The organism is Grimontia sp. SpTr1, assembly GCF_947387585.1.
In the GTDB taxonomy this organism is placed as follows: Bacteria; Pseudomonadota; Gammaproteobacteria; order Enterobacterales; family Vibrionaceae; genus Enterovibrio; species Enterovibrio indicus.
On record NZ_CANDOD010000005.1, the window covers coordinates 92,704 to 115,376 of the forward strand.

At 47.7% G+C, this 22,673-nt stretch carries 19 protein-coding genes, 1 tRNA gene and 1 riboswitch; of the genes, 14 read left to right on the forward strand and 6 right to left on the reverse strand.

Annotation, left to right across the window (positions count from 1 at the left end; all coding sequences use genetic code 11):
* The first annotated feature begins 543 nt into the window (after positions 1–543).
* The 7 genes from QL223_RS10080 (at position 544) to QL223_RS10110 (ending at position 8,286) form a co-directional block, all read left to right on the forward strand.
* A complete protein-coding gene (locus QL223_RS10080) occupies positions 544–2,199 on the forward strand; it encodes a peptide ABC transporter substrate-binding protein (RefSeq protein ID WP_281544644.1) in 1,656 nt (551 codons plus the stop codon).
* A gap of 8 nt (positions 2,200–2,207) precedes the next feature.
* On the forward strand, positions 2,208–3,155 hold the full coding sequence (locus QL223_RS10085) for an ABC transporter ATP-binding protein (RefSeq protein ID WP_281544645.1): 948 nt from the start codon (positions 2,208–2,210) through the stop codon (positions 3,153–3,155).
* Between the two features lie 10 nt (positions 3,156–3,165).
* On the forward strand, positions 3,166–4,182 hold the full coding sequence (locus tag QL223_RS10090) for an oligopeptide/dipeptide ABC transporter ATP-binding protein (protein WP_281544646.1): 1,017 nt from the start codon (positions 3,166–3,168) through the stop codon (positions 4,180–4,182).
* Positions 4,179–5,141: an ABC transporter permease gene (locus tag QL223_RS10095; protein ID WP_281544647.1), complete on the forward strand. Its 963-nt coding sequence runs from the start codon at positions 4,179–4,181 to the stop codon at positions 5,139–5,141. Before QL223_RS10090 ends, QL223_RS10095 begins: the two co-directional genes overlap by 4 nt.
* A 2-nt stretch (positions 5,142–5,143) precedes the next feature.
* Entirely contained in the window at positions 5,144–6,085 is a 942-nt protein-coding gene (locus QL223_RS10100) for an ABC transporter permease (RefSeq protein WP_002540562.1), read from the forward strand.
* Between the two features lie 150 nt (positions 6,086–6,235).
* Positions 6,236–7,423, forward strand: a complete 1,188-nt coding sequence (locus QL223_RS10105) for an NnrS family protein (protein ID WP_281544728.1) — start codon at positions 6,236–6,238, stop codon at positions 7,421–7,423.
* Between the two features lie 92 nt (positions 7,424–7,515).
* Positions 7,516–8,286 (forward strand): class II glutamine amidotransferase, encoded by a 771-nt coding sequence (locus QL223_RS10110; RefSeq protein WP_281544648.1) that lies wholly within the window; start codon positions 7,516–7,518, stop codon positions 8,284–8,286.
* A 30-nt stretch (positions 8,287–8,316) separates the two neighbouring features.
* Here QL223_RS10110 and QL223_RS10115 read toward each other — a convergent pair whose 3' ends face one another.
* On the reverse strand, positions 8,317–9,075 hold the full coding sequence (locus QL223_RS10115; RefSeq protein ID WP_281544649.1) for a hypothetical protein: 759 nt from the start codon (positions 9,073–9,075) through the stop codon (positions 8,317–8,319).
* Between the two features lie 322 nt (positions 9,076–9,397).
* On the opposite strand from QL223_RS10115, the gene QL223_RS10120 reads away from it, so the two are divergent.
* Positions 9,398–10,033 (forward strand): 2OG-Fe dioxygenase family protein, encoded by a 636-nt coding sequence (locus QL223_RS10120; protein WP_046303307.1) that lies wholly within the window; start codon positions 9,398–9,400, stop codon positions 10,031–10,033.
* Between the two features lie 160 nt (positions 10,034–10,193).
* Positions 10,194–11,549 (forward strand): MipA/OmpV family protein, encoded by a 1,356-nt coding sequence (locus QL223_RS10125; protein WP_002540568.1) that lies wholly within the window; start codon positions 10,194–10,196, stop codon positions 11,547–11,549.
* A gap of 104 nt (positions 11,550–11,653) precedes the next feature.
* Here QL223_RS10125 and QL223_RS10130 read toward each other — a convergent pair whose 3' ends face one another.
* The 4 genes from QL223_RS10130 to QL223_RS10145 all read right to left on the reverse strand — a co-directional run bounded on the left by QL223_RS10130 (position 11,654) and on the right by QL223_RS10145 (position 16,005).
* Positions 11,654–12,130: a hypothetical protein gene (locus QL223_RS10130; protein ID WP_002540569.1), complete on the reverse strand. Its 477-nt coding sequence runs from the start codon at positions 12,128–12,130 to the stop codon at positions 11,654–11,656.
* 172 nt (positions 12,131–12,302) lie between these two features.
* Positions 12,303–12,893: an FMN-dependent NADH-azoreductase gene (locus QL223_RS10135; RefSeq protein WP_281544650.1), complete on the reverse strand. Its 591-nt coding sequence runs from the start codon at positions 12,891–12,893 to the stop codon at positions 12,303–12,305.
* 192 nt (positions 12,894–13,085) lie between these two features.
* Positions 13,086–13,784 (reverse strand): NrdJb, encoded by a 699-nt coding sequence (locus QL223_RS10140; RefSeq protein ID WP_281544651.1) that lies wholly within the window; start codon positions 13,782–13,784, stop codon positions 13,086–13,088.
* A 64-nt stretch (positions 13,785–13,848) separates the two neighbouring features.
* Positions 13,849–16,005, reverse strand: a complete 2,157-nt coding sequence (locus QL223_RS10145; protein ID WP_281544652.1) for an adenosylcobalamin-dependent ribonucleoside-diphosphate reductase — start codon at positions 16,003–16,005, stop codon at positions 13,849–13,851.
* Between the two features lie 347 nt (positions 16,006–16,352).
* Between QL223_RS10145 and QL223_RS10150 the strand changes: the two genes are divergently transcribed.
* The 3 genes from QL223_RS10150 to QL223_RS10160 all read left to right on the forward strand — a co-directional run bounded on the left by QL223_RS10150 (position 16,353) and on the right by QL223_RS10160 (position 17,759).
* Positions 16,353–16,426: transfer RNA gene (locus QL223_RS10150), tRNA-Cys, on the forward strand.
* Between the two features lie 119 nt (positions 16,427–16,545).
* Complete coding sequence (locus QL223_RS10155) at positions 16,546–16,803, forward strand: DUF6482 family protein (RefSeq protein ID WP_002540574.1); 258 nt, start codon at positions 16,546–16,548, stop codon at positions 16,801–16,803.
* A 275-nt stretch (positions 16,804–17,078) separates the two neighbouring features.
* A complete protein-coding gene (locus QL223_RS10160; protein WP_002540575.1) occupies positions 17,079–17,759 on the forward strand; it encodes an HAD hydrolase-like protein in 681 nt (226 codons plus the stop codon).
* Between the two features lie 61 nt (positions 17,760–17,820).
* Here QL223_RS10160 and QL223_RS10165 read toward each other — a convergent pair whose 3' ends face one another.
* On the reverse strand, positions 17,821–19,209 hold the full coding sequence (locus QL223_RS10165) for a sodium:alanine symporter family protein (protein ID WP_281544653.1): 1,389 nt from the start codon (positions 19,207–19,209) through the stop codon (positions 17,821–17,823).
* A 129-nt stretch (positions 19,210–19,338) separates the two neighbouring features.
* Positions 19,339–19,451, reverse strand: a riboswitch (glycine riboswitch).
* Positions 19,452–19,837: 386 nt separating this feature from the next.
* Here QL223_RS10165 and QL223_RS10170 point away from each other — a divergent pair.
* Together QL223_RS10170 and QL223_RS10175 are read left to right on the forward strand one after the other, a co-directional pair.
* The gene (locus QL223_RS10170; RefSeq protein ID WP_281544654.1) at positions 19,838–20,974 is read left to right on the forward strand and encodes a hypothetical protein; all 1,137 of its coding nucleotides are present in this window, start codon (positions 19,838–19,840) and stop codon (positions 20,972–20,974) included.
* Positions 20,975–21,036: 62 nt separating this feature from the next.
* Complete coding sequence (locus QL223_RS10175; RefSeq protein ID WP_281544655.1) at positions 21,037–22,191, forward strand: amidase family protein; 1,155 nt, start codon at positions 21,037–21,039, stop codon at positions 22,189–22,191.
* Positions 22,192–22,673: the final 482 nt, after the last annotated feature.

Consider the following 22,673-nt stretch of genomic DNA (forward strand, 5'->3'; position numbering starts at 1 on the left):
GCTTTTATCTGATTAGGTAGTGATAAATTCTTCTAACCCTGCGATTTGAAGAGCTTGATCAAAAATCAAGGTTTTTACTTAAACGCCGAGTTTTGGCCTAAGTATTCTGTTAGTCAAAATCCCACCAGAGTTAACTCATTCCGCGCAACGCCGCTTTAAAACTGTGTGTTTAATTGTTTATGAGCGCACTTAGTTACCTTTACACTACTGTCTCAAAAATAAAAATGAATATTTGCGCGCTCTTGCTGGGTAAAAATGCTTTCTGGGTATTGTTTTCTAGCCAGTAACTGTCTGATTTAAATAATTTTAAAATGTTAAAAATAGTGAAATGCGATGCAGGCAGATATTTCTGTGAGTAACGAGTTCCATTTGAATGAATTGTAGGCAGTATGGAGTCGACATGTAGTGAAACATATGTTTAACATTGCGGGAATATGCGCAACTTTTCTCTGCATCTGGTTTGGGGCCTAACAAGACCGCCTGTTTTGCGCATAGGTTTTGGGTAACGGATTTGCCCCTCTTGTTCATGAAGGAACCGATAATATGAAAAAAACAATCCTCGCCATGGCGATGGCAGCGCCACTGGCACTTTCTGCAGCATCAGCAAACGCCGAAACACTGAAAATTGGCATGTCTCAGTACCCTGAAGGCTTGCACCCAACTTTGGTGTCCAATGTTGCAGCTTCTTATATTTTGAGCACGTCTTACCGAAACAGCGTTATCTACGGAAAAGACTGGTTACTGCAGTGCAATACCTGTGTTGAAGTCCCTACTTTTGAAAACGGTCTTGCTGAGCTAATCACACTGGAAGATGGCCGTGAAGGCATCAAGATGACTGTCGCTATCAAAGATGACCTGTTCTGGGGCGATGGTACGCCTGTAACAACCAAAGATATCCTCCTTGGTTACAACATTTCTGTCGATGAAAGGGTAGGTAACCCTGGACTGCAAGAAGCTAAGACTGTCGAGAAAGTCGTGGCTTTGGATGATAAGAATTTCGAAGTTTACTTGAACAAAGTAACCTTCAAGTACAACACCTTCGTGCCTGATGCATTGCCAGCGCATATTGATGGTCCTTTGTATGAGCAAGACCCTGCCAGCTACCCGAAAACAACTCGTTACGCGACTGACCCGACTAACCCAGGTCTTTACTTTGGCCCATACGTTCTGACCAAAGTGAATGCGGGTAGCTTTATCACAGCAACGCCGAACCCACACTGGAAGGGCAAAGCGCCTTCATTTGACGAGCTAATTTTTAAAACCGTTGAGAATACTGCGGCGCTGGAAGCGCACCTGATGTCTGGCTCTGTCGATTATCTGCCAGGCGAGCTTGGTCTTTCGCTTGACCAGGTACAACAGCTAGAAAAACGCCACAGTGGGAAGTTCAATGTTCATTACGAACCAGGTCTTCTGTATGAGCACTTGGATACCACTATGGATAACCCGCACCTTGCCAAGAAAGAAGTCCGTCAGGCTCTACTTTACGGTGCGAACCGTCAACAGTTGGTTGATAAGTTGTTCGGTGGTAAGCAACCGGTGGCAAACACCAACGTAAGCCCGAGAGACACAACGTACTACGCAGATGTTAAGAGCTACGAATACAACCCTGAGAAAGCGAAAGAGCTTCTGAAGCAAGCAGGTTACACACTGAAAAAAGGTGTGATGGTTGATGGCGAAGGCAACGAACTTCATCTGGAACTGATGACCACCGCAGGTAATAAAACCCGTGAACTGGTTCAGCAAGTGCTGCAGTCTCAGTGGAAACAGATTGGCGTAAAAGTCTCTATCGTGAACCAGCCTGCGCGTGTTTATTTCGGTGAAACACTGAACCAACGTAAGCACAAAGGCCTCGCGATGTTTGCATGGTACTCATCACCTGAGAGCCCACCGCGCACCACACTGCTGTCTACCAACATTCCTACTGAAGAAAATGGTTGGTCTGGCCAAAACTACATCGGCTACAAAAACCCAGCGATGGATGAACTGCTGAACAAAGTAGAGAAAGAGCTCGACACCGAGAAACGTAACAAGATTTTCCATGAAATCCAGAAAATCTATGCAGAAGATCTCCCAGCTCTGCCGCTGTACTTCCGTTCAGACAGCTTTGTTAAGCCAAAATGGCTGGAAGGGGTGACGCCAACAGGTCACATGTTCCCTTCCAGTAACTGGGTTGAAGAGTGGTACAGCACCAAGAAGTAGGAGCTTTTATGGATCAGACGATACTGGATGTTCGTCAACTGCGGGTAGCCTTTAAAGGCTACCCAGCGGTGAACGATATCAGCTTCCACATTAAGAAAGGCGAGATACTTGGTGTCGTCGGTGAATCAGGGTGCGGCAAGAGTCTTGCCGCCCTTACCCTGATGGGCCTGCAACCGAAGGTGATGAAAGCCAGTGGCCAGGTGGTATTTAACGGCGAAAATTTACTAGCAAACAAAGAAGCAGATTGGCAGCAGGTCCGTGGTGAAGGTATTGCCATGATTTTCCAGGAGCCAATGACTGCATTGAACCCGGTTGTAACCGTCGGTGATCAGATCGCTGAAATGTTCGAATTGCACCGTGGTAGCAACAAGGTTGAAGCGCAAGAGCGCGCAATTGAAATGCTGGAAAAGGTACATATTCCTGATCCGGTTCGACGTGCAAAAGCCTACCCACATGAACTCTCCGGTGGGATGCGACAGCGCGTAATGATTGCCATGGCATTGGCATGTGAGCCGGAACTGATTATTGCCGATGAGCCAACAACTGCACTCGATGTAACGGTTCAGGCTCAGGTTCTTGATTTACTGGAAGAACTTCGTGATACCACAGGGACTGCGGTTCAATTTATCAGCCACAATTTGGGTGTGGTTTCGCAACTGGCTGAACGCGTTATCGTGATGTACGCCGGTCGTATTGTAGAGCAGGCAACAGCAGAAGAACTCTTTGCCAACCCTCAACATCCGTACACTCAAGGACTTTTGGTGACACTTCCAAGAATCGGCGGCGCACGTGACGTTCTACCTGCCATTCCAGGCGCTGTACCACCACTTGATCAACGTGGACAGGGTTGTCCTTTCGCAGATCGTTGCGGAAAAGCAACGCCAACCTGTGTAGCAACCATGCCGGAAGAGGTGGAGCTGAACGCAGTACATACTGTGGCCTGCCACCATATCTAAGGACGGACCTATGACATTATTAAAACTAGACAACGTCTGTCAGCGCTATCCCATTGGCAAGAAAGGCTGGCTTGGGAAACCTGCGCAAGAATTGCGAGCGGTAAACAAAATTTCACTTTCCCTGAATAAAGGGGAGACGCTCGCCATTGTAGGGGAATCAGGGTGCGGCAAATCAACACTCGGCAGAATGGTCGCTCTGCTGGAATCACCAGTTGAAGGTGGCGTTGAAATTGATGGCATCCAAACGGCCGGATTAAAAGGGCAAGCGCTTAAAGACCTTCGCAGAAAACTGGGACTGGTTTTCCAGGACCCGTATTCCGCACTCAACCCAAGATTGCCTATCTCTGAGCTGGTAGGCGAACCACTCGAAGTCTACAACGTGGGCGACAAAGCGTCGCGCAAAGCCAAGGTGATTGAGGCTTTGAAAGCTGTTGGTCTGAGCGAAGACGCGCTTGACCGTTACCCTCATGAATTTTCAGGAGGTCAGCGTCAACGTATCTGTATCGCTCGTGCTTTGGTGCTCGATCCCAAACTGATCATTGCCGATGAACCTCTGTCTGCGCTTGATGTGTCGGTGCAAAGCCAGGTTTTGAACCTGTTTGCCGAACTTCAGCGCGAACGTAACCTTTCTTTCTTCTTCATCAGCCATGACATGGCGGTGGTTGATTATCTTGCCGACACCATTGTGGTGATGTACCTCGGTCAGGTGGTTGAGCAAGCGCCGCGCGACGCATTCTTCTCGAAACCAGCTCATCCATACAGCCAGGCACTGCTTGCTGCAGTTCCTGAGGTAGGGAAGGGCAAACGTACACGTGGTCTGGCGCTTCAAGGTGACGTGCCGAGTCCTATCGATCCTCCAAGTGGTTGTACTTTCCATCCTCGTTGCGCAAAAGCAACAGAGAAGTGTAAGACGGAAATTCCGGTTGCTTCTGTCTATGAAGACGACAGCAAGCACATGGTTGCCTGTCACTATCCAGGTGAAGTGATCGAAGTAAAAAAGATGGAATCTGAGGAGGCCACGGTATGACGCAATTTTTGATAAGCCGGGTGCTGCAGAGTCTGTTTGTTCTGCTCCTCGTTTCGTTCGTTTCTTATGCCTTGATTGGTCTGATGCCGGGTGACCCAATCGATTTGATGGCGACATCCGATCCAAACATGACCGCAGAAGACGTGGCTCGACTTAAAGCGCTACAAGGGTTGGATAAACCGTTGTTAGAGCGTTATGGCAACTGGTTGATTGCAGCGTTACAGGGTGACTTTGGTTACTCGCGTCTTTACTACAAACCAGCTGAAGATGTGTTGATTCCGGCGGTTTGGAACACCGTTAAGCTGGTGGGTATCGCGACTCTGCTGTCATTACTGATTGCGATTCCAGTTGGTGTGATTGCCGCGCTGAAACACCGTTCTTGGGCTGACTATGTGATTAGCTTTGGTGCTTTCGTCGGTTTCTCTACGCCAGCGTTCTGGTTAGCACTGATGCTGATTCTGGTGTTCTCTGTGACGTTGGGTTGGTTACCTGCTGGTGGTACGGGTGAAGCGGAAGGCGGTGGTTTTTGGATTCAAGCCAAGCATCTGATTTTGCCAGTGATTTCGCTGACGGTACTGAATGTCGCGAGCCATTCCCGTTATGTGCGCGGCACCATGCTGGAAGTGATGCGTCAGGACTATATCCGTACAGCGATTGCCAAAGGCGCATCGAAAACCCGCGTTATCTGGAAGCACGCTTTGCGTAACGCGATGATCCCTTTGGTCACCATCATTGCTTTGGATATCGGCTTCCTGCTTTCAGGTGCACTGATCACGGAAACCGTGTTTGCATGGCCAGGTATGGGTAAATTGATTTTTGACGCCATCATGGGTAACGACTACAACTTGGCATTGCTCGGTTTGATGGTGATTACCTTAACAGCATTGCTTGGCAACCTGTTGGCAGATATTGCCTATGCCAAGCTTGACCCACGTATCAGTCTGACCAAAGGAGCATAAGCATGACACAACAAGTGACTAACGCTGCTCCTGCAGCACCAAAACGTAAGGCATCATCTCCATGGGTATTGGTATGGCAACGATTCTGCCAGCACAAAGCGGGACTGGTGAGCGCGGTATTCATTCTACTGCTGACTATCTTGTGTTTCAGTGCGCCGTTACTGGCGGCGTGGTTTGGGCATGACCCTTTTGAAGTGGATTTCTTTGCCCGCTTTGAACCTGCAAGCAGCACGCACTGGTTAGGTGCTGATGAACTGGGTCGTGACGTATTCCTGCGCTTGCTTTACGGCGGTCAGGTATCGCTGGCAGTCGGTGCAGTGGCTGCGCTGGCGACGGCGATACTTGGCACCTTGATTGGGGTATTTGCTGGGTATTTTGGCGGCAAATTGGACTCAATACTGATGCGTATTGCAGATTTCACTTTGTCACTGCCAACACTGCCACTGATGATCGTTTTGGCAGCGGTAGACCTGAGCAAACTGGGACTGCCTGATAGCTGGGCGCAAGGCGAGAATGCAAGCTTCATCCGCATCATTGTGATTGTTGCGCTGTTTGGTTGGCCAACCACTGCACGTCTGGTGCGTTCAGGTACCTTGTCTGTGCGTGAGCGTGACTACGTAAAAGCCGCGATTGGCTACGGCGCTTCACCTTGGCGCATCATTCGCCGTCACGTACTGCCTAACGTGCTTTCGCCAGTCATCATTGCGACTACCATGGCACTGGGTGGCGTTATCCTGCTTGAAAGTGCGCTGTCATTCCTTGGCTTAGGGATTCAACCGCCAATGCCATCATGGGGTAACATGCTGCAGAATGCGCAGGAAGTGATTTGGCAGTCGCCAGGTCTGGCTATCTATCCGGGTGTTGCCATCTTGATCACCGTTATGGCGTTTAACTTCCTCGGTGATGCACTGCAAGATGCGTTGGATCCGAAATCGGGAAGCTAATTTAACCTAAGAACCTATTCAAAGCCGGCAATCGCCGGCTTCTTCTTTTCCTCAAGATACTGATTTGTTGATACAAAATTTGCTTACTTTCTTATGAGAACTTAAAGTGTATAATAAATGCATCTTTAAGTTCAAAGAGACATTTCCATGATGATCAACATTGTCGATAAGGCAAAGGAAGAACGTATTCCACCGGTTCTACGATTAGGCTTTAGGCCATTTTTCCTTCTGGCTTCTGTCTATGCCGTGTTTACTGTGACCGTCTGGAGCTGGATTTTCTCCACTGGCGCATCGACGTTACTCAATGTCCCACCACTTTGGTGGCATGCTCATGAAATGTTGTTTGGATTTGCAATAGCGGTGGTGGCAGGTTTCCTTTTGACTGCTGTTCAGACATGGACAGGCGTGAAGGGAACATCCGGTTGGAAACTTGCAATCATTGTGATGCTTTGGGTATTACCGCGGGTTTTATTCTGGACTGACACACCACTGGCGGTGATTGCTCTGATTGATGGTGCATTTCTGCTGGTTGTTGGCTGGGAAGTGGGGATGCGGGTGGTGAAAACGAAACGTTGGCGGAATTTGTTTTTCATTCCAATGCTCACCGTTGCACTTATTGCTAATTTCGCTAGCTATGCCACGGTGAAGGGAATGCCGCCATTTTCCTCTAATGCACTGTGGCAGGCGATGATTTGGTGGTTCATGCTGCTTATATCCATCATGGGCGGCAGAGTGATTCCATTTTTCACCGCAAAACGTTTTCAGTTTGAAGCACCAAAAGCCTTACTGTGGCTTGATGTCGCTGCGAATCTCCCGCTCGTCTTACTGGCGATTCTGAGTTTCTTTCCTTTGGTGGGCTCGACAGTTACTCTGGCTTTGCTGCTGGTGGCGGGCAGTGCGCAACTGATTCGTCTATACCGCTGGGGTGGTGTTAAGTCAAAGAGTGAGCCTCTGGTTTGGTCATTGCACCTGTTTTATCTTGCTTTGCCGTTGGGACTGTTTGCCAAAGCAATGGCAATTAGCAGCCCTTGGGTATCTCATACTTTGATACACCTACTGGCTATGGGTACCTTAGCAGGCGTTATTCTGGCGATGATTGCTAGGGTGACAATGGGACATACCGGGCGTGCAATATACCAAGGTCCGCCGTTTGCTTTTGCCTTTCTTTCCCTCGTATTCGCCACCCTTGTCCGCGTGGTGGGGCCTTCGATCTGGCCTGAATATTTGAGTACATGGATAGTCGTTGCAGCGGTGGGATGGTCGCTATCTTTTGTCTCGTTTGCTGCTATTTTCGGCCCAATGCTGATAAAAGCAAGAACTGACGGCCACCCAGGTTGATTTAAATGCCCAACATAAAAATGCGCTGTCTGGCACGGCAATTTCCCATAACTCACGCATACTTAGAATGTCTGAAGTGATAGGAGGTTGCTGTGTGTAGGTGGTTAGCGTATCAAGGAAAACCGTGTTTTTTGGATGAAATGCTTCATCAGCCAAATCATTCGCTGGTGTCGCAAAGTATGGATGCCAACAAAGCCGTGACGGCGGTCAATGCTGACGGTTTTGGTATCGCGTGGTATGGCGAAAAACCAACGCCAGCGCTATATCGTGAAGTCTTACCTGCTTGGTCTGATGCCAATCTAAAATCACTTGCTGAACACACACGATCTCACCGTTTTATGGCGCATGTCCGTGCGTCGACAGGTACAAATACTTCCCGAGAAAACTGTCATCCATTCAATGTCGATAATTGGCTGTTCATGCATAACGGACAAATCCCTGAATTTGAACAGACGCGCTACAGCCTAGAGCGACATCTGGAAGAGCCATACTACCTGAAGCGAAAAGGCTCGACAGATAGCGAACTTATCTTCCTTCTTCTGCTGCAATACAACATGGAGTCGTCGCCCAAAGAAGCGCTTAAAAAGGTTATCGCTAGGGTGGAAGCTGAAATGCGCGTCAAAGAGGTAGAAGATCCGTTTAAAGCATCGATTTGCGTCAGTAACGGTAAACAATTTTGGGGATTAAGATATGCCACTCATGGTGTGCCTCCGACGTTGTTCTACAAACATCTAGACAGTGGCGTGGTACTGGCGTCAGAGCCATATGATACTGACAGAGAAGGGTGGAAAAGTGTGCCAGCGCAGAGCTTTATTGCGCTTGAAGGCGAGCAGGTGGATATTACGCAATTCGAGATGAGATAGGGCGGAGAACCGCCCTACAATTTTGCGGGGTTATACCGCCATGCTGTACGGCTGATATTGCGCCCAGGCCATTTGGTACATCTTTCGGGATTGTTGGCGGAGTTGAGCGATTTTGGTGACTTCAAACTCTGTCATTTCGCGATGTGCAGCATCGCGCTCAATGCGCTGAATTTGCTCGTAGATACCATGTTCAGGGCCATTCTTGATTTTAGAGATGGCACTAAGGTGCAGTTGTACTTCGGCCACCAATTGGCTTTCTGGCAAAGTCACCAGCACTTTCAGATCACGATAACCAGAAGGGCGAGGAGCCTGAAAGCGGTTAATCACTTCAAGCGTCTGGGTTTGGGCTGCTAGCTTTTCGTAGGCCTGATTCAGAGAATCAATCGAGTCAGATTCAATGGTGATTCGAACTACATCAGTGAGCTTAGACACATCACCATTCAGTTCTTTATCCACTTTTAAAGCAGCACGATCCTGACCCTTCATGCCAGCACTCAGCACTTTTGCGTTTACAGAATCGGCAATGCCTATCGCAAGTGCTTCCAACTCTTGTTGTGCGTCAGGGGCGAGCTTGTAGAGAGTATCCAAATCGTTAACGGGTTGATTGACCTGGTGAGCTCTGAATGAAGGAATAGCGAGCAAATCAGACAATGCTTGTTGAGGTTCAAATTGCTCATAAGCAGGGCTAGGGTGTTCAGGGAGGGACTTTATGTCTGTTTGATTGGCATAGGCTGGAACACGAATTACCAGAATAGGTACGATAATCAGCGCCTTAATCATTCTTCCCATTTACTTACCTCTTGGTTTCCTTGGGCATCCACAAATCTATTTTATCCATGGAGTATGAATGTTAGCTGAATGGAAGATTCAGGTTCGCGCTCGAGCTCTCAAAGTGTGTTTGACCAATTTGGTACAGATCAAATAACGCGAAATAAAATCCTTTTAATTTTAATATATGCCAATTATATGAGCGTATTTGGTGTTTAAGGTGATTTTATAATCTATAAAAGATTGTCAAAAATGATGCAGTGTCGTTAACTTTATGTGATAACTGTGGTCGGTGAACTCTTATCCAGAGTACCCGATTGAGGAACAATATGGAGGACGTAACATGTACCATCCAGATTACCTTATGCAGCTTTGTCATATCAGCGACCAGGCTGTGAAAGAACTTGTACCCATGTTTGATGATCTGCCAACTACCCCTTATGCAGACGGTCAATATCGGTTAAGACGCTATTCGATTGTGCATTGTCATGACGGTGCGCTTCGACAAATGGAACACCACACTTTTGTGCAGTCGCAGGCTATCAACCAGCATCAAGGCGGTGTTGTCCGTGACTTTGAAGAACTGACGCCAGCGGTACTTCACTCTGAAGGATTGTTTGAACTCTGCCGCTTGTTTAAAGACAACAACGAGCTTGAAGACGAACAGGATATCGAAATTCACCAGATGCGCGTTGTTACACTGAACGACATCACTCCCGTCTCCCCAGAAGGGATTCACCAAGATGGCTTTGACCATATCGCGATTGCCGCAATAGACAGACAGAACGTACAAGGTGGTGAAATTCTGGTGTACAAAGACAGAAGCGAACAGCCGTTCTTCTCGCTGGCAATGAACAATGGTGATGTTGCTCTACTCGATGATCATGCAGTTTGGCATAACGCCAATCCCATCAGACCGCTCAATCCATCAGAGCATGGTCATCTGGATCTCTTTGTTTTGACAGCAAGAGAGCATTAACACCAAAAAGCAAAGCGCTAAAACTATAGACACTGGTGGCCAAATTGGCCGCCAGTCTTTTTTCATACGTTCTTAACTCACTGATTTCATGAATTAATCCGAAACACTTTCCTTTGAATGCGTTACAATTACCTCACTTGGATTAATGCATAGAAGATGAATGAAAAGTCAGTTTCCCTTAATGCTTGCTGCTGCGTCCCTTTGTTTTACTGGAGTATCACACGCGAACAGCGACCCCGAACCCATTGAAAAGTCTGAGACTTTAGAGACATTGCGCTTAAAGCGAAGTGAGAACTGGGGTTTGGCAGCAACAATTCGCTCTGCGGGTATTCCTTATGCCAACAGCGGCAGCGATATTGTCTCAAGCTTTGTACCGATGATGTTCTATGAAGATGAAGCATTCTTTATCGATGGTACTGAAGGTGGTTTGAGGCTTTGGGAAGAAGATGAGTGGCGACTGAATACCATTCTTCGTATGCGTTTTATCGACCTGCCTACAGCAGTGCAAAATGACATCGGTGGCGACACCGGGGATTTTGGCTTCCAGTTGAAACGTCAGTTGGGTGATGGTTGGTATGCGGACTTAGACCTACTTTCAGATAAAAGCAGCCGTTTTCACGGTATTGCGACCTTGGGTAAAAAACTCGAAGGCGAAAGTTACGATTTGAATGCGACAGTTTCTGCGCGATACAAAGATGCCGACTTCAACAGTTTCTATTACGGTCTTTCTGAATACCGAAATGATGGCGTGAAACTGGGCGCAGGGATGGATTTCAAGGCGGGTGTGAAAGGGCGTTACCACGTTTATTCTAATCTTTACTTGGTTGGCGCGGCTTATGCGACCTACTTCGACGAGAATGTTCGGAATGCGCCGACTATCAGCAATGATTGGCACGGTGAAGTTTATGCGGGCTTCGGTTTCTTTAATGATAACCGCCGCCACAGCGAGCGTGAAATTTCGACCCGTCCATATTGGCGTTTAGCGCATGGCTGGGCAACTCCCTCTAATATTGGCGATATCCTCGCCGGTGACACTGAAAAAGACCCGTTCAATAACCAACTGACTTCCGTTTTCTATGGTCACCCACTCAGTGATGAATTGTTTGGTATCCCGATGGACTTGTACCTGACACCGGGTATCGTTTGGCACTGGAACTCAGAGGTTCAGGCTTCTTCTGCCGAAATTGTGATGGCCATTAAAGCTTTTTATACGGTCGATTGGCCGACCAAGTGGCGACTCGGTGTGGCAGAAGGCCTTTCTTACGTGAATAACATCACGTATATCGAACAGACGGAAATGGATGAAAAAGGCTATGAGCCAAGCAACTTGCTCAACTTCATCGATCTATCTCTTGATGTGAATCTTGGGGATCTGTTTGGGAAGTCAGAATGGAACCGGGCCTGGTTGGGGTATTCGATTCATCACCGCTCGGCAATCTTTGAAAAAGCGAGCCAGTTCGGCCGTATTAAAGGCGGCAGTAACTACAACACGATTTACTTACAGATCGAGTTCTAGGTAGTTTTGGGACTGAGAGAATAGTAGAGCGAGATAAGGCGAGCGCCGGGATATTTGGGAGAGAAAGGATATGATACTTTCAATTTCCCGACGCTCTAATTGGGTTATGGCGTGTAAGGGAGGTAACCAGTAAAGCCGACGATCTTCCAACCTGCAGGCGTTTTCTTCAGGTAGTAGAGCGTCTGCCAATTCAGTACTTCTGGCTCTTTACCGACGACTTGAATCGTGCCATCAAACTGCTTTCTCGCAATCGCCTTGCCATCTTTTACTTCAATCTGTTCCAGCGTTGTCAGCTTGTGAACGGCGTCTTCCAAAGGCTCAGCATATTCAGTATTTAAACTTGCGCGAGCGGCTTCCAGCCAGGAGTCGCGGTAGTTTTCGAAGCGTGAGAAGGCGAGATTCCATTTACCTGGGTCATTGTCGAAACCCGCGTTGACGGCAAAGAACTCGTCCTCGAGGAAATCATTTTCTACCATGGACCAATCCGCCTGGGTGTAAGCTCGGATATCTTTTGCGACTAACATGTCCCAAATTTCAGCGCGGTCTTCGTCATTTCCTAAAAATGGATTTGCTTTAATCACTTAAGGCTCCAGCAGGGCAAATCAAAGGCCACATAAGAACGGATTATTCACCAAATGAAAATGCCGAAAAGGCGATGCTGAGAGAAAGATCCAACAAAAAAAGGGTGTCTACACAGACACCCAAAATGAAAAAGGAAATTTAAGTTAGCAATAGCATGAAGGAAATTGTTCTTTACGAAACAAGCGCCTGAAGGTTTTTGGCTGCTTGCTCCATGGATGCCTGTGCAGGTTCTTCGCCCATTGCCAGCGCTTCGGCATAAACAAATTGTACGTCGGTGATACCAACAAAACCCAGCACGGTTGTCATATAACCGGTGATGTGCTCGGTCGGCATGTCTTTATGCATACCGCCTCTGGTGGTGACGACAATGGCTTTCTTACCGGTCAGCAGGCCTTTTGGACCATTCTCGGTGTAAGAGAAAGTGACGCCAGCGCGGGCGATAAAATCAATCCAGTTTTTCAACTGAGTTGGAATGTTGAAGTTGTACATGGGGGCCGCGATAACCAGCGTGTCACTCGCCTTAATTTCTTCAATTAGTTGGTCTGATTGAGCCAGCGCTTCCTGTTGACGTTTGGTTGGGTTTTCAGCACCGCGTAAGCCCATCATCAGTTCACCGTCCAATACTGGAATGGGGTGAGCTGCCAGGTCACGTTCGATTATAAAAGTGTCTTCACCAAGCTGTGAAACCAACTGGTCAATCAATTTGGTTGAAGAAGAGTATTCGCCGAGAATGCTTGATTTTAAAAACAGTACGCTAGCCATAATTTGCTCCGTTTAAGTATTTTGGTCACGTGTCTTGTGTTGTTAGAACAAACTATAGATGGTTGTTTATTCACAAAATAGCGGAAAAATTCGTATCGGTTGTTCGAATTAATTGAATAAGATGAGGGAAGGTATCTCAGATAGCAAAAAGGCTTCCATCAGGAAGCCTTTTCTTTCATAGGATTCAGTACATTAACCGCACTTAGAGTCGCCACAGTTCAAGCATGTCTGACAACCGTCTTTCACGATAACGGCTTTGTTGTGGCACTTGTAGCAAAGGGTAGCGCTCGGTGGAAAGCCCGTGTTTACTGGTTCTTCCTCTTTCACTTCTGCTTTTGCCGCGTTCTCAGTACGTTTGGCTTCCAGAAATGCCTTCTGGTGTTCGTCCATCTCTGGGTTTTTCAGCATACCGATTTCCATCAGGTGCTGTTCAATCACATTGCCGATTTCAGCAATCAGAGAAGGCACATATTTACCTTTGTTCCAGTAACCGCCTTTAGGGTCGAATACGGAACGCAGTTCTTCCACCAAGAAAGTGACGTCGCCACCTTTGCGGAATACCGCGGAAATAATGCGAGTCAGCGCGACGATCCACTGGTAGTGCTCAAGGCTCTTGCTGTTAATGAAGATTTCAAAAGGACGACGCACTTCGTGGTCAGTGCCTTCGTTCAGCACAACATCGTTGATGGTAATAAACAGAGAATGTTCAGAAACGTGCTCTGGCGTTTTCAGCTTATACGTCGAGCCCAGCAGTTTTTCAGGGCGTGGCATTTCTTCATGCATGGTTTCAAATGTTGGTACTTCAACAACCGGAGCGACAGGCGCTTCCTGAACGGCGTCTTTGCTTTTTACTTTGTACGCAACAATTTTGCTTTCGATTTTACGTGTCATAACGAATTACTTCTTTCTCACAAAGGGCAGCGAAATCGCCACCCCTTTATTTGTCTGTCTGCGGTTAGAACTTACCGTAGTAGCCTTCTTTCAGGGCGTCGTAGAGGTTAGCTGCGGTGTGTTCTTCACCGTCATACTCAATCTTCTCGTTGCCTTTGGCTTCAAAGGTGGTGCCATCTTCCAGCGTGAATACGTAAGTGGTGTTTTCCAGATCTTCTTCTTTAACCAGAACACCCTGGAACACTTCTGGGTTGAAGCGGAAGGTGGTACAACCTTTCAGACCCTTGTCATACGCATCCATGTAAATGTCTTTAAAGCTTTCAAACGGGAAGTCAGTCGGTACGTTTGCAGTCTTCGAAATTGAAGAGTCAATCCAGCGCTGAGCAGCAGCCTGAACTTCAACGTGCTGGCTTGGTGTAATGTCATCGGCAGTGATGAAGTACTCAGGCAGTTGCTCGTCTTCCTTAGTGCTGTATGGCATCGCTTTCTGGTTGATCAGTTCGCGGTATGCCAACAGCTCAAAGCTGAACACATCGACGCTTTCTTTCGATTTCTTACCTGGCTTAATCACGTTACGGGTGTAGTGGTGAGCAAAGCTTGGTTCGATACCGTTACTTGCGTTGTTTGCCAGTGACAGAGAGATGGTACCTGTTGGTGCGATAGAGCTGTGGTGGGTGAAACGACCACCGTTCGCCGCCAGTTTCTCAATCAGGTCTGGACGTACTTCGCCAATTTGCTGCATATAACGGCTGTATTTCGCGTGCAGGACTTTACCTTTCACTTTGTCGCCCACTTTGATGCCGTCTTTCGCCATTTCAGGGCGCAGACGCATCATCTTAGGAGTAACGTCGAATTCTTTGTCCATCACTGGTGCTGCGCCTTTCTCTGCAGCAAGCTCGATCGCTTGTTCCCAACCGGTGATCGCCATTTCCTGAGAAACTTGCTCAGTGAAAGCGATAGATGCTGCGCTGCCATATTTGTGGCGAAGCATCGTCAGGGTAGAACCCAAGCCAAGGAAGCCCATGCCGTGGCGGCGTTTGGTTTCGATTTCTTCACGTTGCTTCTCAAGCGGCAGTTGGTTGATCTCAACCACGTTGTCCAGCATACGGGTGAAGATAGCCACAACCTTACGGTACATGTCCCAGTCGAAGTAGGCATTTTCAGTGAATGGGTCGCGAACGAACTTGGTCAGGTTCACTGAACCCAGCAGACACGCGCCGTAAGGAGGCAGCGGCTGTTCACCACATGGGTTGGTTGCACGAATGTCTTCGCAGAACCAGTTGTTGTTCATTTGATTAACTTTGTCGATCAGGATAAAGCCTGGTTCCGCGTAGTCGTAAGTTGACGACATGATCACGTTCCACAGGTTACGCGCCGGCATAGTGCGGTAGATTTTGCACGCTACGCGGCCTTTATTATCTTCAACCAGACCATCTTTGCTCGGCCAATCTGCCCATACGATGCTTTCATCGTTCTGCAGATCGGTACCGTCTTGACGCGCTTCTTTCGCGGTCACAGGGAAGATCAGTTGCCATTCGCCATCGTTTTTAACGGCTTCGATAAACTCTTCAGTGATCAACAGAGACAGGTTGAACTGACGTAGACGGCCATCTTCACGCTTCGCACGGATGAACTCCATCACATCTGGATGACGGATATCCATGGTGCCCATTTGTGCACCGCGACGACCACCTGCTGAAGAAACGGTGAAGCACATCTTGTCGTAGATATCCATGAACGACAGTGGGCCGGAGGTGTAGGCACCGGCGCCAGAAACAAACGCACCGCGTGGACGCAGGGTAGAGAAGTCGTAGCCGATACCACAGCCCGCTTTCAGGGTCAGGCCAGCTTCGTGCACTTTACCCAGGATGTCGTCCATTGAATCTTCAATGGTGCCACTCACAGTACAGTTGATGGTTGAGGTCGCAGGTTTGTGCTCGAAAGCGCCAGCGTTAGACGTAATGCGGCCTGCTGGGATAGCACCGTGACGAAGTGCCCACAGAAATTCGTTGTACCATTTTTCGCGTACTGATTTTTCTTCGAGATCGGCAAGTGCACGAGCAACACGCTTGAAAGTGTCATCCAGTGTCGCGTCGATTGCGTCACCGTGTTTGCTTTTCAGGCGGTATTTGCTGTCCCAAATTTCCATCGACGTATCTTGGTAAGGAATAGCGAGTACGCCAGTGGACTCGATATCAGAAGCTGACTTGGTTTTAGCCATTATGAATTGCACCTCGAAAGTAATGCCGTCTTGTTGAGCGAAGCTTGGCCAGAAACACTATATTGTGCCCCTGATCGACAAGGGCGCAGATCAAACCACTATATCCTGTGATCTTCAAGTCTTGACAAACACTCTTTTCGGCAGAAATTTCACTTCTCCTTACAGGATAGTGTGTTGTGCATCTAAAGCCTCTCAATGTGAGAGGTGTTATGCTTGCAAAGGCGCATTTTTGCTCGAAGTGATCAAATCAGAAACACTCAGTTGGAAAGGTGAAAAAAAACGTTGCGTTGAGCGTGAGCCTCTCTATAATTCCGTCCCGTAACCAGAGACACTCTCTGATACTCAAAGGCGCGTTGGCAGAGTGGCTATGCAGCGGATTGCAAATCCGTGGACCTCGGTTCGACTCCGGGACGCGCCTCCATTTTTTCCTCCCTCCGATTTTCCTTGTTCCCACTTCCGGCTTTACCAAAAGCGCTACTTTCTGATCGCTGTTGCTTTACCGCGCGTAACTCTCTTAAATCACAACAAGAGGGAAGACCAATGTCGAATGCAGAAGCCATCATTGTTAGCTGTGGAGATACCAGCAAATACCTCATTGGTACCAGCGCAGGTCGCGGCACAGTGACATATCAGCGGAGCAAGGACGGGGATTTGATGTTTTTCGAATGCCTAAACACAGCAAAAGAGGCCCTTACACAGCAGGGTTTTACATCAGCGACATTGGTGATGGACAATCCCTACGACGAAATGATTGGTGAAGAAGCCAGTGAAACCAGTAGTCACGTGATTTCGCTTTAGGTCTGGTTAAACTTCAGCATCGCCCCACATCACACAATCTTTGAAAGTGATGGTTACAAATTGTAAGTAGCCATCACCTTGTCACATTTCTTTTCTAGCGTATGCGCCAATCTTGATGTGCGTCTACTATCTGTAATTATCAGTAAAGATTGTTGCCCGGACGTTGCATTTGTAAATACAATGTTCGGCTTGCGCGGAAAATGGTGATCGCCACGCGCAATGTCAAATCAGCCTTGAGGGTTGTTTCTGTATCCTAGATTTGAGGACTGGCGTTAATGAACCTGTTTATGTTGGATGTCGATGGGACGTTGATCGACAGCTACGACTTTGATTCCGATTGTTTTCGCTCTGCTGTAGAGGAAGTAGTAGGAATTGAACTAACCGATGATTGGGGAGCGTTTACCAACGTGACTGACGTCGGCATTTTGGAAGAACTGATCGAACAACAGGGTATGCGTCAAGACAGAATGCGTATCCTTCGTGAAGTGAAAGCACTGTTCCTGCAAAAACTGAGAGAATATATTTCTTCAAACAAAAATGACCTTGTTGCCACACCAGGCGCGATCGAGTTTGTGAATGACATGAAATCACACCCAAATGTGGTATTGGCTATCGCAACGGGTGGTTGGCAAGAATCTGCCAAGATGAAGCTGAGTGCGGCGGGTTTTGATATCACCGGCGTGAGCTTTGCGTCTTGTTCCGATGCAATGACACGGAGTGAAATCATGGCGCTGGCCGCTTTCCGTGCTAAGCAAGACACGGGTGCTGTATTCTCTCGCCGCGTTTACTTCGGTGATGGGGAATGGGACAAAATGGCAACCAGCACTCTGGGCTATGAGTTTGTCGCCGTGGGCACGAAAGTTCAGCATCACACCCGAATTCCGAACTTCGTTCATTATGATGCGATCTTCGGCAAGTTGGGTCTTAGTGATATGCTAAATGCTAAAACTGCGTAGTCATCAGGAAAAACAAAAACAGCGCCAATTGGCGCTGTTTTTCGTTCTAGCAAGTCAGTAATCAGGCATTAGCGGCTTTCGAATCAGACGATGAGCTAACCATATTTTTCAGCGCTTCAAAGTAGATGTTGGTTTCTTCTGCAACAACATGGCGGAGCAGGATCAAGCCAATCAGGTTTGGTACTGCCATCAGTCCATTCACGATGTCGGCAATCAGCCAAATCATATCCAGTTTGATAAACGCACCGGACAAAATCAGCGCTATGAAAACAATCTTATACGTCAGCACCGCACGTTGACCAAACAGGTACACCACACAGCGTTCACCGTAATAGTTCCAACCAAGAATCGTAGTGAAGGCAAAGAACATCAGGCCAATAGCAACAATCATCGGACCAAAACCTTCATTCAAGCCAAGTGAGAAGGCCTCAGTTGTCATGCGTGCGCCTTCAATATCCATCGACCAAACACCGGTTAGCACCAGTGCCAAACCTGTCATTGAACAGATGACGATGGTATCCAAGAACGTGCCAACCATAGAGATCAAACCCTGGCGTACACATGAATTGGTTTGCGCAGAGGCGGCTGCCATTGGCGCACTTCCCAAGCCTGATTCGTTTGAAAACACACCACGGGCGACACCTGCCTGAATGGCAATCATGATAGAGGCACCTACGAAACCACCTGTCGCAGCCTGACCGGTAAACGCAGACTCCACAATCAGGCTAATCGCAGAGGGAATAGCACCTGCATTGTTCACCAGAATGCCGACACAAGCAGTGACGTAAACCACCGTCATTGTCGGAATGATTTTGCTCGCGAGACCTGCAATGGATTTGATACCACCGATGGTCACTGCGGCAACCAGCACAGTCAGCACAATCGCGGTGATTTCATGTGGAATATTGAACGCAATATGGCTGGCATCCACAATGGCATTCACCTGTGGGAAAGTACCGATGCCAAAGCAAGCCACACCAATGGTGAAGAAGGCAAACAGACGCGCCAGCCACTTTTGGCCTGCACCTTTTTCCAAGTAGAGCATGGGTCCACCCAGCATGTTGCCTTGGGCGTCTTTCTCGCGGTATTTCACGGCAAGCAGGCACTCTGCATATTTTGTTGCCATGCCGAAAAGAGCCGCCATCCACATCCAGAACAGAGCACCCGGACCACCCAGTTTCAAGGCGGTGGCAACACCAACAATATTACCAGTTCCAATGGTGGCAGAAAGGGCAGTACAAAGCGCAGCAAAGCTAGAGACATCACCTTTACCAGTGACACCTTCTTCTTTCTTGAACACGTAAGATAGCGCTAAGGGCAATTTAGAAAACTGGATCGCGCCAAGACGGAAAGTGAAATAGATACCTGTGCCGACAAGTAGCAGCAGAAGTGGTGGACCCCAGACGAGGTTATCGATGATTTGCAGAAAGTCGTAAAGCGAATGGTTCATTTATCCCCCTTTAGATTAAAAGGAGGAGAGTAGCCGCAGAAAAATAGCAGTATATATACCCAAATGGCCGGAATATGCTCGCTGAATCGTGTATCTTCAGGTTGTTTGGGTATAACGCAGATTGATGCGGTTATCTCCTCTGTCCTTTTGCCTGAGAGTTTCACTCGAATCCATCAATTAAGTTGGGCGAGCTTGCTCCTTCGGCGGGTAAGTCTGGCTTACCTCTCTCCAGAGTTCCCTCCCGCTACTGTCCTTACTCAAACACCAACGTCAGTGTTAATGAGTGCCTGAAAGATTTACTTCTTCGGCGGATGGCCAATGCCATCTCTCTCCAGCAGCGTTCACCGGGTCTTCAAATTTTCGTTGGTATCATAGATCACAAAAATGTGAATGCAATTGAAAATAGACTGTTTGGTAAAGAATTAGCCGGAGTTACCTAAAAAGATAAATATACGTTAATGAAACGTTTCTTTGTTGGGGTGAAAAAAGGAGATGTCGAACAAACCTTGAACAATTGTCCGGTCGGGGATGTGAGCATTGGTCTATCTTAATTCTGAGACAAGATCTGGCTCAAGAAAGTCCCCGAGAGGCCGATATAACTTCATCTGAACTGTAATTAAATCTGTCAATGACCACGTTTAACGAAATCCTTGGTACCAAGTCGGGTGATCCCGAATCCACTGTGAAACAGCGCTACAAGTTGCTGTCTGTTCGCGTGCACCCAGATAAAGGTGGTTCCAAGGCGTTGATGCACCTCGTTCGCCATTCCTACGACAACATTGTCAAAGGGAAAGGGGAGCATCCTCTTGCGATTCCAGCGGTCTCCTTTGCGACCGGCGGTAATACCGCTGCGTTGGAACGAGAGCTGTCAGCGGTTAAAAAAGAACGAGACGAGTTGTCTGCGTTGAACCAGTTACTCAAGGTGCAGCTTAATCAAGCGCGCAAAGGAAGCAGCAATACATCGAACAGTACTGATTACTCCCGCAAGATCGCTCAACTTGAAGGGGAAATGGTGCTGCTCAAAGAAGAGCGAAATCGCCTTCAAAGCCAGAAAGATGCAGCCATTGTAGAGCAGGGTAAGCTGGCTGGTGAGCTTCGCCGCGCCTTGTCAGAAAACGAAATGCTGGAAACTGAACTTGAGCGTAATGCCGGCGTGAAAATGCCGGGTGCCGTTCAATGGGCACAAAAGTTTTGGTTGCCTGCAATGGCGATGTCTTCACTGGTAGCAGTGTTGTTTCTCGGAGCAACAATGGTGAACTGGTCGGCAATGACCGTGTGGTTTGATAGTGAAGAGCCAGAAGTGACTCCACCTAAGGTCACAGTCGTGCATGCCAAACCAAAGAGTCCCATTGCGGCTGATAATGAGCCTGCCACCGAAGACACCACACCCGTGATGTCAGAGGCGCTGCGCAAGCCGTTTCTTCAACTGACAAATAAAACAGGGGTTTGGTCGCTGGCGTCATACACCGAGACAGAACGGCCGTATATTGCTATTCGCAGTGACAACGGCTCTTACATAGTGAATGACTGTAGCGGTGAGTTCAGGCTTTACCTCAACGAGCCATTTAAACCGTTGCGAGTGGCGGCGAACCTGATCTATTTGCACCAAAATCAGCATTTCCACGTATATAAGATTCCATATGGACAAGGGTCATCAGCGGAGAGCTGGCTGCAAAGCAGAAAGCTTGAGATAAACGACGAGCTCTTTACCAGTGAGGCATTTCGGGACAGTCGCAGCGCCTTGTTGGAAAAATGTCGCTCTTAATTACGCAGAGTTTGACTTTTAGTTATAACCTTATGAATAACTAGAGGAAATAATTAATCGATATGGCCGAGGACAACTTTCTCATCAATGTGTACAAACCAGAGCGGCAGGATTTTCCCTCTGGTGTGTTAGCCCGCCAGCGCCTTGTTGTCAGCGACAATGTGGGCATACAAGACATGGTGACGGGTATTGGGATTCCTGCATGGGCTGATGGTCACGAGCCGGCAAAAAATGACGCGCACGTAGTTTCAACCCTGATGCACTCAGGTTGTCGATTGATTGGCAAAGCGCAAGTTGATGATTTTGGAACCAGTATTAGCGGTCTTAACCCTTTCCTCGCAAACCTTAAAAATCCTGTCTCTCCGGAATCCCGATTAGGTGGTTCATCATCAGGCGCAGCTATCGCTGTAGCCAAAGGCAAAGCGACGATTGGTATCGGTAATGACTGTTGTGGCGGAGTGTTGATTCCGGCTTCCTATTGTGGCTTGTATGGCTATCGTCCGTCGCAAGGTATGGTTGACCTTCGTGGGATCACTCCGTTTTCACCGTCATTCGATGCGGTGGGTTTTATGACAAGGCATCTTCCCACGCTGGAACAGGTTGCCGAGAAGTGTTGGACGAAACCGCCTAGGGCGGGCCGGCTCAAGAACATTGTTAACGCGTCTTCTTTATTCCATGAGCTACTTTCTATCGAAGCGCTGCTAGAGTGGGAAGAAAAGTTATCCAAATCGAAAATCTTCCGAAATGACATGCCAAATCTCAGCAAGTTAACCCTGACACAGGCACACAATATCCACTCGGTGATTCTGGGCAGGGAAATTGATTTGCAGTATGGCCAGTGGCTGGATGTGCATAAACCTAAGTTCTCGGAAGAGACGGAAGAACACTTAAAGCAAATTCGAGGTAAAAGCTTTAAAGATTTCGTCGAGACCAAGAAGAAGCGTGAATTTTTCAGTGACAGTCTGCAGGGTTTCTTTGGCTCGGGAGAGGTACTGATGATTCCTACATCTCCCGGTCAGGCACCCACTGAAATGTTTATGGACGAAACATTCCTTATCAACCAACGCCGCTTATATGCTATTGCTGAAGTGGCTGGCTTGGCCCAGCTGACGTTGCCTATTTTGATGGTGGATGGTACGCCGATGGGTGTGTCTCTTCTTGCTCATCCTGGCGAAGATAGACTGGTGTTTGAAGCTGCCGCTCGTTGGTATCAATAAACGACTTCCTGCGTTTAAACCTCTTTGATTTCTGCCACATTTTTTCTGTGACACTTTCGTTTTGGATTGAGTTGTCAACAGCCAGTCTCATTTTGTCTCACTGTTTTGACCGACATGTAACACGGTGATGTGCAAATGGTTTATTCGTCATCTAACGAACTATTTTTACCGAACTCCGACCACTCCTTTCGACCTCTCCTTTAGACATCAGGTCAAGAAAAATTTATTTTTTCTTCAAATTGCTGGTAAGTTACTTATATTAAAGGGAAAAATAGCCATTGGCTCATAGTGAACCTATCAACAGAATCTGTGGATAACTAGGTGAATTAGTTGGGCGGCAAAAAATATAAAGTTATGATTTTAATGATATAAAAATCCCCTCGTGGTCGATTTGTGAATGGCTGTTTGGCTGTGAATGAGGTTTGTTACAGTCTTATTAAACCCAAAGATGAAAATTGTTTTAAAACTGACCGATATTCTTT